This window comes from Lentzea rhizosphaerae, assembly GCF_042649515.1.
GTDB lineage: Bacteria > Actinomycetota > Actinomycetes > Mycobacteriales > Pseudonocardiaceae > Lentzea > Lentzea aerocolonigenes.
In genome coordinates this window covers 224,816-238,434 of sequence record NZ_JBHRZI010000015.1, presented here as the reverse complement: position 1 = coordinate 238,434, position 13,619 = coordinate 224,816, and the positions used below count along the sequence as shown (strand labels likewise).

Annotated in this window: 17 protein-coding genes; 11 read left to right on the top strand and 6 right to left on the bottom strand. The window is 68.4% G+C overall.

What is annotated here, in order from left to right; genetic code table 11:
• The first annotated feature begins 34 nt into the window (after window positions 1-34).
• The gene (gene murC, locus ACFOWZ_RS18040; protein ID WP_382375074.1) at window positions 35-1,372 is read left to right on the top strand and encodes a UDP-N-acetylmuramate--L-alanine ligase; all 1,338 of its coding nucleotides are present in this window, start codon (window positions 35-37) and stop codon (window positions 1,370-1,372) included.
• On the top strand, window positions 1,369-2,121 hold the full coding sequence (locus ACFOWZ_RS18035) for a cell division protein FtsQ/DivIB (RefSeq protein WP_382373875.1): 753 nt from the start codon (window positions 1,369-1,371) through the stop codon (window positions 2,119-2,121). The genes murC and ACFOWZ_RS18035 overlap by 4 nt, the downstream gene beginning before the upstream one ends.
• Here the strand turns inward: ACFOWZ_RS18035 and ACFOWZ_RS18030 are convergent.
• Window positions 2,118-2,600 (bottom strand): hypothetical protein, encoded by a 483-nt coding sequence (locus tag ACFOWZ_RS18030; RefSeq protein WP_382373873.1) that lies wholly within the window; start codon window positions 2,598-2,600, stop codon window positions 2,118-2,120. The genes ACFOWZ_RS18035 and ACFOWZ_RS18030 overlap by 4 nt on opposite strands.
• A gap of 185 nt (window positions 2,601-2,785) precedes the next feature.
• Window positions 2,786-2,911 (bottom strand): hypothetical protein, encoded by a 126-nt coding sequence (locus ACFOWZ_RS18025; protein ID WP_269083667.1) that lies wholly within the window; start codon window positions 2,909-2,911, stop codon window positions 2,786-2,788.
• 94 nt (window positions 2,912-3,005) lie between these two features.
• Between ACFOWZ_RS18025 and crtI the strand changes: the two genes are divergently transcribed.
• The gene (gene crtI, locus ACFOWZ_RS18020) at window positions 3,006-4,421 is read left to right on the top strand and encodes a phytoene desaturase family protein (RefSeq protein WP_382373870.1); all 1,416 of its coding nucleotides are present in this window, start codon (window positions 3,006-3,008) and stop codon (window positions 4,419-4,421) included.
• Window positions 4,422-4,448: 27 nt separating this feature from the next.
• Complete coding sequence (locus ACFOWZ_RS18015) at window positions 4,449-4,940, top strand: DinB family protein (RefSeq protein ID WP_382373868.1); 492 nt, start codon at window positions 4,449-4,451, stop codon at window positions 4,938-4,940.
• On the opposite strand, the gene ACFOWZ_RS18010 is transcribed toward ACFOWZ_RS18015, so the two are convergent.
• Both ACFOWZ_RS18010 and ACFOWZ_RS18005 read right to left on the bottom strand, forming a co-directional pair.
• Window positions 4,937-5,818 (bottom strand): RICIN domain-containing protein, encoded by an 882-nt coding sequence (locus tag ACFOWZ_RS18010; RefSeq protein WP_382373866.1) that lies wholly within the window; start codon window positions 5,816-5,818, stop codon window positions 4,937-4,939. The genes ACFOWZ_RS18015 and ACFOWZ_RS18010 overlap by 4 nt on opposite strands.
• Window positions 5,818-6,711, bottom strand: coding sequence for an RICIN domain-containing protein (locus ACFOWZ_RS18005; protein ID WP_382373862.1), 894 nt, complete (start codon window positions 6,709-6,711; stop codon window positions 5,818-5,820). The genes ACFOWZ_RS18010 and ACFOWZ_RS18005 overlap by 1 nt, the downstream gene beginning before the upstream one ends.
• 331 nt (window positions 6,712-7,042) lie before the next feature.
• On the opposite strand from ACFOWZ_RS18005, the gene ftsZ reads away from it, so the two are divergent.
• The 7 genes from ftsZ to ACFOWZ_RS17970 all read left to right on the top strand — a co-directional run bounded on the left by ftsZ (window position 7,043) and on the right by ACFOWZ_RS17970 (window position 12,638).
• A complete protein-coding gene (gene ftsZ, locus ACFOWZ_RS18000) occupies window positions 7,043-8,374 on the top strand; it encodes a cell division protein FtsZ (protein WP_382373860.1) in 1,332 nt (443 codons plus the stop codon).
• 474 nt (window positions 8,375-8,848) lie between these two features.
• Window positions 8,849-9,553 (top strand): peptidoglycan editing factor PgeF, encoded by a 705-nt coding sequence (gene pgeF, locus ACFOWZ_RS17995; RefSeq protein WP_382373858.1) that lies wholly within the window; start codon window positions 8,849-8,851, stop codon window positions 9,551-9,553.
• Window positions 9,550-10,248, top strand: a complete 699-nt coding sequence (locus ACFOWZ_RS17990; protein WP_382373856.1) for a YggS family pyridoxal phosphate-dependent enzyme — start codon at window positions 9,550-9,552, stop codon at window positions 10,246-10,248. The genes pgeF and ACFOWZ_RS17990 overlap by 4 nt, the downstream gene beginning before the upstream one ends.
• Before the next feature lie 68 nt (window positions 10,249-10,316).
• Window positions 10,317-10,973 (top strand): cell division protein SepF, encoded by a 657-nt coding sequence (locus ACFOWZ_RS17985; protein WP_382373854.1) that lies wholly within the window; start codon window positions 10,317-10,319, stop codon window positions 10,971-10,973.
• An 18-nt stretch (window positions 10,974-10,991) separates the two neighbouring features.
• On the top strand, window positions 10,992-11,270 hold the full coding sequence (locus tag ACFOWZ_RS17980) for a YggT family protein (RefSeq protein WP_035914134.1): 279 nt from the start codon (window positions 10,992-10,994) through the stop codon (window positions 11,268-11,270).
• Window positions 11,271-11,318: 48 nt separating this feature from the next.
• Window positions 11,319-12,134 (top strand): DivIVA-like cell division protein Wag31, encoded by an 816-nt coding sequence (wag31, locus tag ACFOWZ_RS17975; protein WP_030474154.1) that lies wholly within the window; start codon window positions 11,319-11,321, stop codon window positions 12,132-12,134.
• 15 nt (window positions 12,135-12,149) lie between these two features.
• Window positions 12,150-12,638, top strand: coding sequence for a hypothetical protein (locus ACFOWZ_RS17970; protein ID WP_382373852.1), 489 nt, complete (start codon window positions 12,150-12,152; stop codon window positions 12,636-12,638).
• Window positions 12,639-12,645: 7 nt separating this feature from the next.
• Here ACFOWZ_RS17970 and ACFOWZ_RS17965 read toward each other — a convergent pair whose 3' ends face one another.
• Together ACFOWZ_RS17965 and ACFOWZ_RS17960 are read right to left on the bottom strand one after the other, a co-directional pair.
• Window positions 12,646-13,116, bottom strand: a complete 471-nt coding sequence (locus ACFOWZ_RS17965) for a hypothetical protein (RefSeq protein ID WP_382373850.1) — start codon at window positions 13,114-13,116, stop codon at window positions 12,646-12,648.
• Entirely contained in the window at window positions 13,116-13,541 is a 426-nt protein-coding gene (locus ACFOWZ_RS17960; RefSeq protein ID WP_382373848.1) for a hypothetical protein, read from the bottom strand. Before ACFOWZ_RS17960 ends, ACFOWZ_RS17965 begins: the two co-directional genes overlap by 1 nt.
• Window positions 13,542-13,619: the final 78 nt, after the last annotated feature.

The following is a 13,619-nucleotide window of genomic DNA, read 5'->3' as shown; positions in this document are numbered from 1 at the left end:
GCGCGTTCACCTCGTGGGCATCGGTGGTGCCGGCATGAGCGGCATCGCCCGGATCTTGTTGGCGCGTGGTGCGCAGGTGTCCGGATCGGACGCCAAGGACTCGCGGACCGTGCTCGCCCTGCGTGCCCAGGGCGCGCGGATCGCCGTCGGTCACGACGCGTCGAACCTGGACCAGCTCGTCGGCGGTCCGACCGAGGTCGTGGTGTCGACCGCGATCAAGGAGTCGAACCCGGAGTACGCGGCGGCCCGAGAGCGCGGCGTCACGGTGCTGCGGCGTGCCGAGGCGCTGGCCGCGTTGATGGAAGACCACCGTGTCGTGTGTGTTGCGGGTACGCACGGCAAGACGTCGACCACGTCGATGCTGACCGTTGCGTTGCAGCACTGCCGGTTGGACCCGTCGTTCGCGATCGGTGGTGACCTGAACGAGTCCGGCGCCAACGCCCACCAGGGCACCGGTGGCGTGTTCGTGGCGGAGGCGGACGAGTCCGACGGCTCGTTCCTGTTCTTCTCGCCGTCGGTCGCCGTCGTGACGAACGTCGAGGCGGACCACCTCGACCACCACGGCACCGTTGAGGCTTACACGGCCGTGTTCGACTCGTTCCTGGAACGGATCACGCCCGGCGGTGTGCTGGTGTCCTGTGTGGACGACCCCGGCGCTGCTCGCCTGATCGCGGAGGCTCGTGCGCGCGGGATCCGTGTGCGCGAGTACGGCCGGACTGCGACCGACGCGCGCATTGTCGACTACAAGCCGTTCGAGTCCGGTGGCTTGGCTTCGATCGAGATCGACGGTGTCGCTGTCGAGGTCCGCGTGGCGGTGCCGGGTGAGCACATGGCGTTGAACGCCGTTGCTGCTCTTCTGGCAGGCCTGGAGCTCGGTGCGGACCAGACCGGGATGCTCGAGGGTCTGGCGGCTTTCGGTGGCGTGCGGCGGCGGTTCGAGTTCAAGGGCCGTGCCGGTGGCGTGTCGGTGTACGACGACTACGCGCACCACCCGACCGAGGTCGACGCACAGCTGCGTGCCGCGCGTCCGGTCGCGGCCGCGGGTCGTGTCGTCGTGGTGTTCCAGCCGCACCTGTACTCACGCACCCGCACGTTCGCCACGGAGTTCGCCGCCGCGTTGTCGCTGGCGGACGAGGTCGTGGTGCTGGACGTGTACGGCGCCCGCGAGGAGCCGGAGCCGGGCGTGACGGGTGGGCTGATCGCCGACCAGGTGACGACGTCGGTGCACTACGAGCCGTCGTTCGACCGGGTGCCGGCGCTCGTGGCGTCGCTGGTGCGGGAGGGCGACCTGGTCGTCACCATGGGCGCGGGCGACGTGACGATGCTCGGCCCCGAGATCGTCAGCGCGTTGTCGAGCGAAGAGCAGGCATGAGCGCCCCGGTTCGCGGCAGGTCCACGCGAGTACGCCCCGCCTCGAACCGGCGGCAGAAGAGCGCGGAGTACCGGGCGCGGCGCAGGGTGATCGTGCGCCGCCGCCTGGTCGCTCTGCTGACGTTGCTTTCCGTGGTGGGCCTGACCTACTGCGTGTTCTTCACGCCGTTGCTCGGCGTGCACCAGGTGGACGTGCGCGGCTCGGTGGTGCTGACCGACGACGAGGTCCGCGACGCCGCGGCGATCGAACCGGGTTCACCCCTGGTCCGGCTGGACCTCATCGGCATCCACGACCGGGTGGCCGCCCTGCCGCGCGTCGCCGCGGTGGAGGTGGAGCGCCAGCTCCCCGGCACGGTCCGCCTCCTGATCACCGAACGCGTCCCCGTCGGCTCGGTGAAGCTGCCCGACGGCTTCCACCTGGTCGACTCCACCGGCAAGGACTACGCCGTCCTCCCGACGGCGGCACCGGGCGTGCCGGAACTCGTGCTCGCCGCGCCGTCGTCCGCGGACCCGGCCACTCGCGCCGTGGTCGGGGTCGTGAACGAGCTGCCGGAGAAGCTGCGGCCCGACGTGGTGCAGGTGTCGGCGACGTCCGGTGCGGACGTGAAGGTGACGCTGACGGGGAACCGCGTGGTGAAGTGGGGCAGCGCCGACGAGACGCCGCGCAAGGCGGCCGTGCTGATGGTGATGCTGACGCGGCCGGGGCTGGCGTTCGACGTGTCGGCGCCGGACCTGCCGACCGTGTCCTAGCCGAGCGTGAGGTGGAAGCCCTGGTACTTCGCGTCCTGCTCGGAGTGCCAGATGACACCGCGGTTCGCGTTGCCGATCTTCGCGCCGTAGAGCCGTTCGCCCTCGGGGATCCCGCTGACGGTGAACTTGAACGAACACGGGCCGGCACCGGTTTGGAGCGCGCCGACACCGAGCACCTCGTTGTCCTGGTTGACGATCTCGACCTGACCGCCGCGGCTGATGTCGCTGTAGCCGCCTGAACCGCAGACGCCGTTGACCGTCATCGTCCCGGTGATCGTGAAGACGTCGGGAGACGAAGAGGTGGATGTCGCGACGGACGACGCCGTCGACGTCGTCCCTGCGGACCGCAGGAGGTCGGGACCGGTGGCTCTGCCCAGCCCGAACCCGATCCCGCCTGCTGTGAGCGCCACCAGCGCGAAGCCGATCGCCAGCCAGGGCGGCCGGCGCGTCGGCGGTGGTTCTGGTCCTGCGGTCAGCACTGGTGGAAGTGGTTCCACTGCGGTCCTTTGATCGAGGGTGAACTGGACTCGCCAACCACCCTGGAGTTGGCGAGTCGGCTCACGGCCGCGGTGCGGGCGGCCGTGACGGCGTCGGCAGCCGGCGGAGGCGGCGCGGGAACCGGGGAACCGGTTGGGAGCACACGGAATCTCTCCTGACTCGCCTGCTAGCCGTTCGGCCTCAGCCGCGCCGTCGCCACCCGCACGAACAGGCTGCCCAACCTGCTCGTCACGAGTTCCAACACGATCGCTTCGATGACGAGCGAACGCACGGACGCGGGTGCGGGTGCCAAGACGTGCCTCCTAGTGATGAACGACTAGCGTGTTCATCGGACTGCTCCGCGCGGCATTAGCCGCATTGGTCGTTGTCACCCGAAGGAAGTACTCATGGCGGACCACGTCGTGGTGGTGGGCGCCGGTCTCGCCGGACTGTCGGCCGCGTTGCACCTGCAGGGCAGCGGGCGGCGGGTCACCGTGCTCGAAAAGGCTGACGTGCCGGGCGGTCGCGCCGGGACGGTTCAGGTCGGCGGGTTCGTCGCGGACAGCGGGCCCACGGTGCTGACGATGCCCGAGTACCTCGACGAGGCGTTCGGTGCTGTGGGGGAGCGGCTGGCTGACTGGCTGACGCTCGACCGGGTCGATCCGGCCTACCACGCGCGGTTCGCGGACGGGTCGCGGATCCGCGTTCACACCGATGCCGGTGCGATGGAGGACGAGGTCCGCACCGTTTGCGGTGCAAGGGAAGCGGCCGGGTACCGGGAGCTGCGGCGGTGGCTGGGCGAGTTGTACGCCGTGCAGCGCGAGCACTTCATCGGGGCGAACTTCGACTCGCCGTTCGACCTGGTGAGGCCGGAGTTGCTGAGGCTCGCGCGGCTGGGCGGGTTCGGCAGGCTGGAGCCGCAGTTGCGGCGGTTTCTCACGGACGAGCGGTTGATCCGGCTTTTCTCGTTCCAGGCGTTGTACGCGGGTGTGCCGCCGCAGCACGCCCTCGCGGCGTACGCGGTCATCGCGTACATGGACACCATCGCCGGTGTGTATTACCCGCGAGGTGGGATGCATGCGGTGCCTCAGGCGTTGTCGAAGGCGGCTGAGAAGCACGGTGCGGAGTTCCGTTGGGGTGCAACGGTCACACGGTTGGAGTGGAGCGGTGCGCGCGTCACGGCCGTGCACACCGCAGAGGAGCGCATCGCGTGTGACGCGGTGGCGCTGGCGTGTGAGTTGCCGGATGCGTACAGGTTGTTGGGGAAGCGGCCGCAGAGAGTGCTCAAGCACCGTTGGTCGCCATCGGCCGTGGTGTTGCACGCCGCGACGGATCGCACGTGGGACCTGGGGCACCACAACATCCTGTTCGGCAACGCCTGGAGCACGACCTTCGACGAGATCGTCCACAAGGGACGGTTGATGTCGGATCCGTCGTTGCTCGTCACGCACGCGCAGGACGGGCTGCACTACGTGCTGGCGCCGTGCCCGAACCTGCGCACGAGCACGATCGACTGGCAGCGCGTCGGACCCCGGTACCGCGACGAGCTCGTTGCCACGCTGGAGAAGCGCGGCCTCGACGGCTTCGGTGCGGCGATCAGGGACGAGCACCTCGTCACGCCGCTGGACTGGGGCAACGCGGCGGGCACGCCGTTCGGGCTCGCGCACACGTTCGCGCAGACCGGGCCCTTCCGGCCGCGCAACGTCGTCAAGGGCGCGGAGAACGTGGCGTTGGCCGGAGCCGGCACCACGCCGGGTGTCGGTGTGCCGCCGGTGCTGATCTCCGGACGGCTCGCGGCCCAGCGGATAAATGCGGTGCGGTGACGAAGGCGCTCATGCAGGCTGCGCCGCATGACACGAACTGCACCACCACTGGTCGCCGACGAGCGTGCGACCTACACGGCCCTGCTGGACTATCTGCGCGCCACGATCGAGATGAAAGTCGACGGTCTGCGCGATGACGACGCAACGCGCGCGGTGCTGCCGTCGAAGCTGACGACCGCTGCCGGTGTGGTGAAGCACGTGCGGTGGACGGAGCACCATTGGTTCGAGGTGGTGCTTGCCGGACGTGAGTCGCGCGCGCCGTACACGATGGAAGACCCCGACGCGGACTGGCGCGTCGAAGAAGACGAGACGCTCGCAGGCCTGCTCGACGGTTACCGGCAGCAGTGCGAGATCAGCCGCCAGATCCTGCCCGAGGACCTGGACCGCGTCGTGCCCTTCCGGGGCGACCGGACGGTCTCGGCCCGATGGGTGCTCGCGCACGTCATCGAGGAGACCGCCCGGCACGCCGGTCATCTGGACGTCGTCAGGGAACTGCTGGACGGAACCACCGGCGACTAGGCCGCCGTCACGTGCCAGGTCTGCACGCTGATGAAGGGCGGGAACTCGGCGGCCGCCCAGACGTGGTCGTCGCCGGGCGTGAGCAGACGCTCGCCCGACCGGACGCGGAACGTGCCGGTGACGCCGCGGTCGAGCTTCCAGGTCTGGCCCGCGTCGAGGGCGTCGCACCCGGCCAGCGCGTCGACGATCACCTCGGCGCCGTCCACCGCGTGCAGGCACTTGCCGTTCGCCAGGCTGCGCAGCGCGGTGCCGCCGTCGGCGAGCTCGATCCGCTGGAACTTCTGCCCGGCCACGTCGGCGCAGGGCATCGTCTTGGGCACGGACCTGTCGTCGACGGTGAGGCAGCCGTAGCCGAGCGCGACCGCCTCGATCCGCACCACCCCTCCCGCGGTGTCGGCGGGCGGCGTCGTCGTGCCGACCTGCCGCACCCGCCAGCGCTGGCGGTCCGAGTCGGCGAACCGCGCCATCCACATGGAGCTGTGCTGGTTCTCGACGTACTCGCTGCCGTACTTGATCCGCACAGTGCCGCCCGCGTCCGGGACCAGCTCCGCCTGCTGGTACTCGGACCTGTCGTCGCACCAGAAGTTCTTGACGCTGGCACCGGCCTCCAGGCAGTCGCGCGACGTGATGCTGCGCAAGATGACCTTTCCACCGCCCGCCGGGATCTGCTCCCAGCGCTGCGCAGGAGCCTCCGTGCAGCTCCTGAGCACCGGCCTCGGCCAGTCCGGCGCGGCCTCGACCTGCAGCTGCGCGCACATGCCGTCGGCCGCGCTCACGATCTCGACGACCGGATTTCCCTCCGCCGCACTCGCGGGTGCGACCGTCACCGCCCCCAGAGCGATCGCGGCCAGCGCGACGCTCAGCATCTTCGTCCTCATCAGGCCGCCACCAGTTCCCAGAGCTGCCAGGTGTTGGTCTCGCGCTGCCGCGGGTAGGCGAACACCCGGTCGGAATTCGGCGTCAGGTAGTGGTCGCCGGTGAACAGCCGGGCCGCACCGGTCTTCGTCGGTTCGATCGTCCAGTGGTGCCGGGTGGTGTCCGCGGCGCAGTCGGCCAGCACCTCGATCCTCGTGGGCGACTGCTCGTTCTGGGCGATGCACTTGCCGTTGGCGAGGCTGCGCAGGGCTGTCGTGCCGTCAGCGAGCTCGATCCGCTGGAACTTCTGGTACTCCGTCTTCCCGCACGGCAGCGACAGCGTCATGAGCTGGTTGTCGCTCGTCACGTACAGGCAGCCGTAGGTCGCGTCGACGGACTTGATGTGCACGATCTGGCCCTTGGTGTCGGCTGGCGGCGTCGTAGTGCCCACCACGCGCACCTGCCAGAGCTCCTCGGCCGGGTCGCCGCGGAAGCTCGGGAACCAGATCTCCCGCGAGCCGTCGCCGAAGGTGAGTCCGGTCATGTACTCCGCGCCGAACTTGACCCGGACGGCGCCAGAAGCGTCCGGCACGAGTTCGGCGAACATGTCGGCGCCCTCGTCGTCGCACCAGTAGCTGCCGAACTTGGTGCTCACGCACTCGGTGCTCGCGAGGTTGCGCAGCAGGTATCTGCCGCCGCCCACCGCGATCTGCTCCCAGCGCTGGTTGCTCGCACCGGTGCAGGCCCCGACACCGGGACCGGCGTGCGGCTGCGGCGTGTCGGGCTGCAGGCAGTCGCCGTGTGCGACGCTCCTGATCTCGATGATGTCGTTCCCGGTCGCGGCGCTCGCGGGCGCCACCGTCACTGCCCCCAGAGCGATCGCGGCCAGCGCGACGCTCAGCATCTTCATCCCCATCTACCGACAGTAGCCAGTGATCACCTGGAAAAGAGGTGGAACTGACGAAGGTGTGGGCGAGACGATCTCTGATTCGAGGTCCGACTACGCTTATGGTGCGCCGTGCTCGGCACCGTGCGTACTGCTTGACGGCACGACCGGGGAGTAGTAGCGCACAGTGTTGGGACTCTGCGGCGTGGCTGCTGGACCGACGCACCGCCGGTGCTTACCGTCCAGCAGGAACATATGGGGTTGACATAACTCTGGACCTCGAGCAGGGGTTGAGAGTTTCAATCCGGGTGCATCACCACCCAGCACCACAGCACGGACCACGATCAGGAAGGCGGATCCGATGACGCCCCCGCACAACTACCTCGCGGTGATCAAGGTCGTCGGCATCGGTGGTGGCGGCGTCAACGCCGTCAACCGCATGATCGAGGTCGGGCTCAAGGGCGTCGAGTTCATCGCGGTGAACACCGACGCACAGGCCTTGCTGATGTCTGATGCCGACGTCAAGCTCGACATCGGCAGGGAGCTCACGCGCGGCCTCGGTGCCGGCGCGAACCCCGAGGTCGGGCACAAGGCCGCCGAAGACCACCGCGAGGAGATCGAGGAGGTCCTCAAGGGGGCCGACATGGTCTTCGTGACCGCCGGCGAGGGCGGCGGCACGGGCACCGGCGGTGCGCCGGTGGTGGCCTCGATCGCCCGCAAGCTCGGCGCACTCACCATCGGCGTCGTGACGCGCCCGTTCTCGTTCGAGGGCAAGCGCCGCGCCAAGCAGGCCGAGGACGGCATCCAGGCCCTGCGCAACGAGTGCGACACGCTGATCGTCATCCCCAACGACCGACTGCTCCAGCTGGGCGACATCGGTGTCAGCCTGATGGACGCGTTCCGCTCGGCCGACGAGGTGCTCCTCTCCGGTGTCCAGGGCATCACGGACCTGATCACGACCCCCGGTCTGATCAACCTGGACTTCGCCGACGTCAAGTCGGTCATGTCCGGTGCGGGTTCGGCGTTGATGGGCATCGGCTCGGCCCGAGGCGAGGGCCGCGCGGTCCAGGCCGCGCAGAAGGCGATCAACTCGCCGCTGCTGGAGGCCTCGATGGAGGGCGCGCACGGCGTGCTGCTGTCGATCGCCGGTGGCTCCGACCTGGGCCTTTTCGAGATCAACGAGTCCGCGTCGCTGGTCCAGGAGGCCGCGCACCCGGATGCCAACATCATCTTCGGTACGGTCATCGACGACTCGCTGGGCGACGAGGTCCGCGTGACGGTGATCGCGGCCGGGTTCGACAGTGGCGGGCCCACGCACAAGAAGCTGGAGCCGACGGCGTTGTCGTCGCCGCCTCGGACGGCTTCTGGGCCGATCGCTTCGGCTTCTGCTGTGCCGGCTGCGCATGTGCCGCCGCCGGTGGTGCAGGCGCCTCCGCCGGTGGTTCAGGCGCCGGTTTCGCAGCCGGTTTCACAGCCGATCTCGCAGGCGCCGGTTCCGCCGGTTCCTCCGGCTGAGGTTCGGCAGGCCCCGCAGCCTGGTACTACGGTGCCGCCGCAGCCTTCGCCGGGGAACGGGTACGTGCCGTCTGTGCCTCGGTCGTTGTCGCAGAACGGGTCGTTGCCTTCTCGGCCGGTGCCGGTTACTGATGACCCGGATGATGAGGTGGATGTGCCGCCGTTCATGCGGCGGTAGGTGGGTTCCACCGATTCGTGACCAGGGCGGACACGTTCCACGTGTCCGCCCTGTGGCTTTGAGGCGTCTGCAAGTACCACCAACTCATGATCGAATCGCCTGTAACTACACCCATCCAGTTCGGCGGACACCGAACAGGATGGGTGGAGTTACAGGCTTGTTGATGTTGGGTTGGTAGTACTTGCAGACGCCGTGGCCAACAGCGCTGTGTGTGGCAGAGCGCGCGGCGGCGGGGGTTGGAACCCGCTGAGTACGTTTGGGCTCAGGGGTCCTGCTTAGAGGGGACGCCTGCGTTCGCCTGCGGTTTTGGGGTGTTTGGGGAGCGCCAGGGTCGCGTGAGAACGCGGTTGGCTCGCCTCGGCTTCGCCATCGGGCTTGAGCTCGCCTTCGCTTGGGGCTCGGCTGATGAGTGCTGAGCCTGTCGTCCTCGCCGTGCCGCGAGGTGTGTTGCCGGGTGCGAACTAGGGTGTGGGTGTGCGCATTCGTCGTGTTGTCACCACCCGCGCCGGTGGCGTGTCCAAGGGGCCCTATTCGTCCTTCAACCTCGGCGATCACGTTGGGGATGAGCCGGGGGCCGTGGAGGCCAATCGGGGGCGCTTGGCTGAGGGGATTGGGCTTGCGCCCGATCGGTTGGTGTGGATGGAGCAGGTTCACGGGCGGACTGTCGGGGTGGTTGACGGGCCGCAGAGCGAGGCGCTTGAGGCCACTGATGCTGTTGTGACGAAACAGGCTGGTCTCGGGCTTGTGGTGTTGACGGCTGACTGTGTGCCGGTGTTGTTGGGGGATCAGGAGGCCGGGGTTGTCGGTGCTGTGCACGCTGGGCGTGTCGGCGCGCGTGTCGGGGTTGTGGTCGAGGCGCTCAAGGCGATGATGGGGCTGGGGGCTGAGCTCGAGCGGATTGAGGTTCTGCTCGGGCCTGCTGTTTGTGGTGAGTGCTACGAGGTGCCTGCTGAGATGCAGAAGGACGTGGACAAGCACCTGCCTGGTAGCGCTTCGAAGTCGCGGCGGGGGACGCCTGCGTTGGACTTGCGGGCCGGGTTGTGGAACCAGCTCGCCAGTGCCGGGGTGGCGAAGATCGGGGTGGATCCGCGGTGCACGTTCGAGGAGAAGGATCTCTTCAGTCACCGCAGGGAGGCGCCTACCGGAAGGCTCGCGTCGGTCGTTTGGATCGAGCCGTGAGTCGGGAGGACGAGCTTCGGGCGAACCTCGCTGAGGTTGAGGAGCGCATCGCGAAGGCTTGTGAGGCTGCTGGGCGGGATCGGGGCGACGTGATGTTGCTCGCGGTGACGAAAACCTGGCCGGCGAGCGATGTGGAGATCCTTTATGGACTCGGGTTGAGGAACTTCGCCGAAAATCGCGATCAGGAGGCCAGTGCCAAGGTCGCCCAATTGAGACATCTCGAAGAGGCTCGGTGGCACATGGTCGGGCGATTGCAGCGGAACAAGGCCAAGTCCGTCGTCGAATGGGCCGATCAGGTCGATTCGGTGGACAGCGTCCGGTTGGCTGAGGCGTTGGCCAAGGCGGCTCGGGCGCACGGGAAGAAGCTCGACGTGTTGCTGCAGGTCAGCATCGACGGAGACACGTCGCGGGGTGGGTGTGCGGTCGAGGACGTGCCGGAACTGGCTGGCGTGATCACTCGTTCGGGTGATCTTATTCTTCGAGGTGCGATGACCGTCGCGCCATTGACGATGAAGCCATCGCAGGCGTTTGACGCGTTGGCATCGGTGGTATCAGGGCTACGTGATGATCATCCCACTGTCCGCAGTGTGTCAGCGGGAATGAGCGGGGACCTGGAAGATGCCATCTCGCACGGATCGACCTGTGTGCGTGTCGGAACGGCGTTGCTCGGCGGCCGGCGACTAACCTCGCCATAGGTTGTCGGGAACCTCGGGACCGTCCGCACCGTCCCTATGAGTGGGGAACTCGCCGAGGAGGGGCTGGAATGAGCGCGCTGCACAAGCTGAAGGCCTACTTCGGGATGGTCCCCGCCGAGTACGCAGACGACCCCGGCTACGACGACGACCGCGGCCGCTACGGCGACTACCGGTCCGAGTACGCGGCCGAGGCCGACGACTACGACCCCTATCCGCGGCGCAGCCGTGTGTTCACACCGGGCCGGTCGGAGCTCCAGGGCTCCGGGTACCGGACCGACATCGACGAGTCGGACGACTACGAGCCGGAGTCGCGGCGCGGGGGCGGCAGCCCTTCGAGCACGCGGCGCTGGTCCGCTGACGCACCTGTGCACGGTGCGCTGGCTGTCGAGCCGCAGCGCGAGCCCGTGAGCAGGCTGCGTCCCGTCGCGGAACCGGCAGGCAACCCGTTGGCGCGCATCACCACGCTTCACCCCCGTAACTACAGCGAGGCGCGCACGATCGGGGAGCACTACCGCGACGGCACTCCAGTGATCTTGAACCTGACCGACATGGACGACGCGGACGCGAAGCGTCTCGTCGACTTCTCGGCCGGTCTCGCGTTCGCTCTGCGCGGGTCCATGGACAAGATCACCAGCAGGGTGTTCCTTCTCTCACCGCCGAACGTTGACGTCACGGCGGAGGACCGCAGGAAGCTGGCGGAGGGTGGGTTCGGGAACCACGGTTAGAGTTGACCCGTGGACCCGATCCGTCTCGTCATCTTCTACGTCCTCTTCGCGTTCTCGCTGTTCCTGACCGCCCGTGTGGTGGTCGAACTGGTGCGGACGTTCGCGAGGGAGTGGCGCCCCGCGGGCGGCGTGGCCGTGACGCTGGAAACCGTGTACACCGTGACCGACCCACCGGTCCGCGCACTGCGTCGGGTGATCCCGACAGTGCGGATCGGGGGCGTCGGGCTGGACCTATCGATTATTGTGCTGTGGCTGCTCGTTATCATTTTGATGCAAGTTGCAGATCCCAGGCCGTGACGGGGAAGCCGGGGATGACCGCAGCCCAGGAGTGCGAGAGGTGATCCGATGCCGTTGACCCCCGCTGACGTGCACAACGTCGCGTTCAGCAAGCCGCCGATTGGCAAGCGGGGCTACAACGAGGACGAGGTGGACGCGTTCCTCGACCTGGTTGAGGGCGAACTCGCCCGCTTGATCGAGGAGAACAACGATCTCCGTCAGCAGGTCGAGCAGCTCGACCAGCAGCTCGAGACCACGCGTGCCGACCTCGACGACGCGCGTGCGAAGGCTTCTTCCGGCCCCATGACGAGCCGCATGCCGGTGGAGGAGCCGCGCCGCCTGGCGCCGGTCCCGCCGCCCACGGTGATGGAGCAGACGTCCCCCGGTGGTGGCGGTGACCACCACGTGCAGGCCGCGAAGGTCCTGGGTCTCGCCCAGGAGATGGCGGACCGGCTGACCGGCGAGGCCAAGGCCGAGGCGGACGGCATGCTGTCCGAGGCGCGCACGAAGTCCGAGCAGTTGCTGTCGGAGGCTCGTGCCAAGGCCGACACGATGGTCAACGAGGCGCGCACCCGCGCCGAGACCATGCTGAACGACGCGCGCACGCGCGCCGAGACGCTCGAGCGGCAGGCCCGTGAGAAGGCCACCGCGCTCGACCGCGACGCGCAGCGCAAGCACGCTGAGGTGATGGGCAACATCACCCAGGAGAAGAACACGCTCGAGAAGCAGATCGACAAGCTGCAGACGTTCGAGCGCGAGTACCGCACGCGACTGAAGACCATGCTCGAGTCGTCCCTGCGCGACCTCCAGGACCGCGGCCCGGCCGCTCCGTCCGAGGGCCGTTCCCAGGGCTACTCCTTCGGCGCACGCGCCGAAGCGGGCTGAACTACTGTCCATTAGGTGCTCTTCGTAGTTCTACTTCTGGTGCTGGCTGCCCTCGGGTTGCTCGTGCCTGCGCTGACCACGTCCAACACGATCTGGGCGTGGTCGTCCGTGGGCGCGAGCGTGCTCGCCGCCCTGGTCCTCGCTTGGGACTGGTGGCGACGGCGACCGGGGGACCCCGCTGCCGACGCGCAGAGTGTAGATCAACAGGCTGTAGCTGATGATCAACGGGTAGTGGTTCCGGCAGAAGCCGACACGCCGCCCGCTGACGAGGAACCACCGGAAGAGGACACCGACGCGGCGGACCTGCTCGTCGTGGCCGATCTGGTGGACGAGGTCCGGGTGCTGGACGAGCGGCCCCGGTACCACCTGAGCTCGTGTTCCTGGCTCGCCGGGAGGCCCACGCTGGGCCTCCCGGTGCAGGAAGCACGGCAGTTGCAGTTCACGCCCTGTGCGGTGTGCACGCCCGATGCGGTGCTGGTGCGCAGAAGCCGTACCAGCGGTTAGCCGTTCTTCATGATCGACTGAAGCGGATCTTCATCCGCAGCGCGTTGTCCGGGCTGCTGCTGTACTCGCAGCGGTGTTCAACTGCGCCGTAGAACGTGTCGACCGAGCCGTCGGCGGCGCGTTCGAGCTTCTCGACGGTGACGTCGGCCGCCTGGTCGACGCAGCCGAGTCCGCGGTTGACGACCTGCGTCTTCACGTCCGTGTAGGTGCCCTCGGTCAGCGGTTGGCCGTCGGGGCGGGACAGCTCCAGGTCGACGTAGTCCCGCAGGCCGTTGTACTCGGCCGCCACCCGAAGAGTGCCGTTCTGCCGGAAGCCGACGCGGAGCTCCAGTCCGGGCGGCGTCCAGTGGCCCGCGCGGTTGGTGATCGGGGCGGCGTGCGGCTCGGCGTCGAAGACGAACTCCTGGGACGGCTCGGCCGAGGCGATCCCGGTGGCGGCGAGCATCAGCGCGGCGGTGGCCAGAGCGGTGCGGATCATCACGAGTCCTCCAGGACGTAGTGGATCTCGGCGGTGAAGGTCTTGTCCTGGCTGCGCTCGCAGTGGTGCTCGACCGAGCCGTCGAACTCGGTGATGCGGCCGTCCGAGTCGCGGACCAGGTGCGTGACCTCGACGCGGCCCTGCGGGTCCTGGCAGCCGATGCCACCGAAGACGACCACCACCTGGCGGTGCTGGACGCCGGTCTCCGCCTGAGCGCCTGGCAGCAGCACGCGGACGTCGCCGCCGGAGCCGCGGCCGTCGAGCAGCAGGTCGCCGTCGAACTCCCAGACCTTCACGCCGGTCCGGTGTCCGGAGAGCTCGCCGACCGGCTGTGCGCCGGCCTGCGAGACGAAGTCGAAGGACGAATCAGCAGACGCGCTGGCGACACCCGTGGACATGGCCACGATCGACGCCAGCGTCAACACGCCGCGAAGCATGTTCAACCCCCCATGTCGAAGTGCTGCCGAGTCTGGCGCAGCACCGGGGAGGCGTGAATCAGTGGA

What these genes read in the sequence shown, in the direction of transcription:
- wag31 (WP_030474154.1), top strand. Translation starts at nt 11,319, where the DNA reads ATGCCGTTGACCCCCGCTGACGTGCACAACGTCGCGTTCAGCAAGCCG.
- ftsZ (WP_382373860.1), top strand. Translation starts at nt 7,043, where the DNA reads ATGACGCCCCCGCACAACTACCTCGCGGTGATCAAGGTCGTCGGCATC.
- ACFOWZ_RS18005 (WP_382373862.1), bottom strand. Translation starts at nt 6,711, where the DNA reads ATGGGGATGAAGATGCTGAGCGTCGCGCTGGCCGCGATCGCTCTGGGG.
- ACFOWZ_RS17985 (WP_382373854.1), top strand. Translation starts at nt 10,317, where the DNA reads ATGAGCGCGCTGCACAAGCTGAAGGCCTACTTCGGGATGGTCCCCGCC.
- ACFOWZ_RS18035 (WP_382373875.1), top strand. Translation starts at nt 1,369, where the DNA reads ATGAGCGCCCCGGTTCGCGGCAGGTCCACGCGAGTACGCCCCGCCTCG.
- ACFOWZ_RS18010 (WP_382373866.1), bottom strand. Translation starts at nt 5,818, where the DNA reads ATGAGGACGAAGATGCTGAGCGTCGCGCTGGCCGCGATCGCTCTGGGG.
- murC (WP_382375074.1), top strand. Translation starts at nt 35, where the DNA reads ATGAGCGGCATCGCCCGGATCTTGTTGGCGCGTGGTGCGCAGGTGTCC.
- ACFOWZ_RS18015 (WP_382373868.1), top strand. Translation starts at nt 4,449, where the DNA reads ATGACACGAACTGCACCACCACTGGTCGCCGACGAGCGTGCGACCTAC.
- ACFOWZ_RS17965 (WP_382373850.1), bottom strand. Translation starts at nt 13,116, where the DNA reads ATGATCCGCACCGCTCTGGCCACCGCCGCGCTGATGCTCGCCGCCACC.
- crtI (WP_382373870.1), top strand. Translation starts at nt 3,006, where the DNA reads ATGGCGGACCACGTCGTGGTGGTGGGCGCCGGTCTCGCCGGACTGTCG.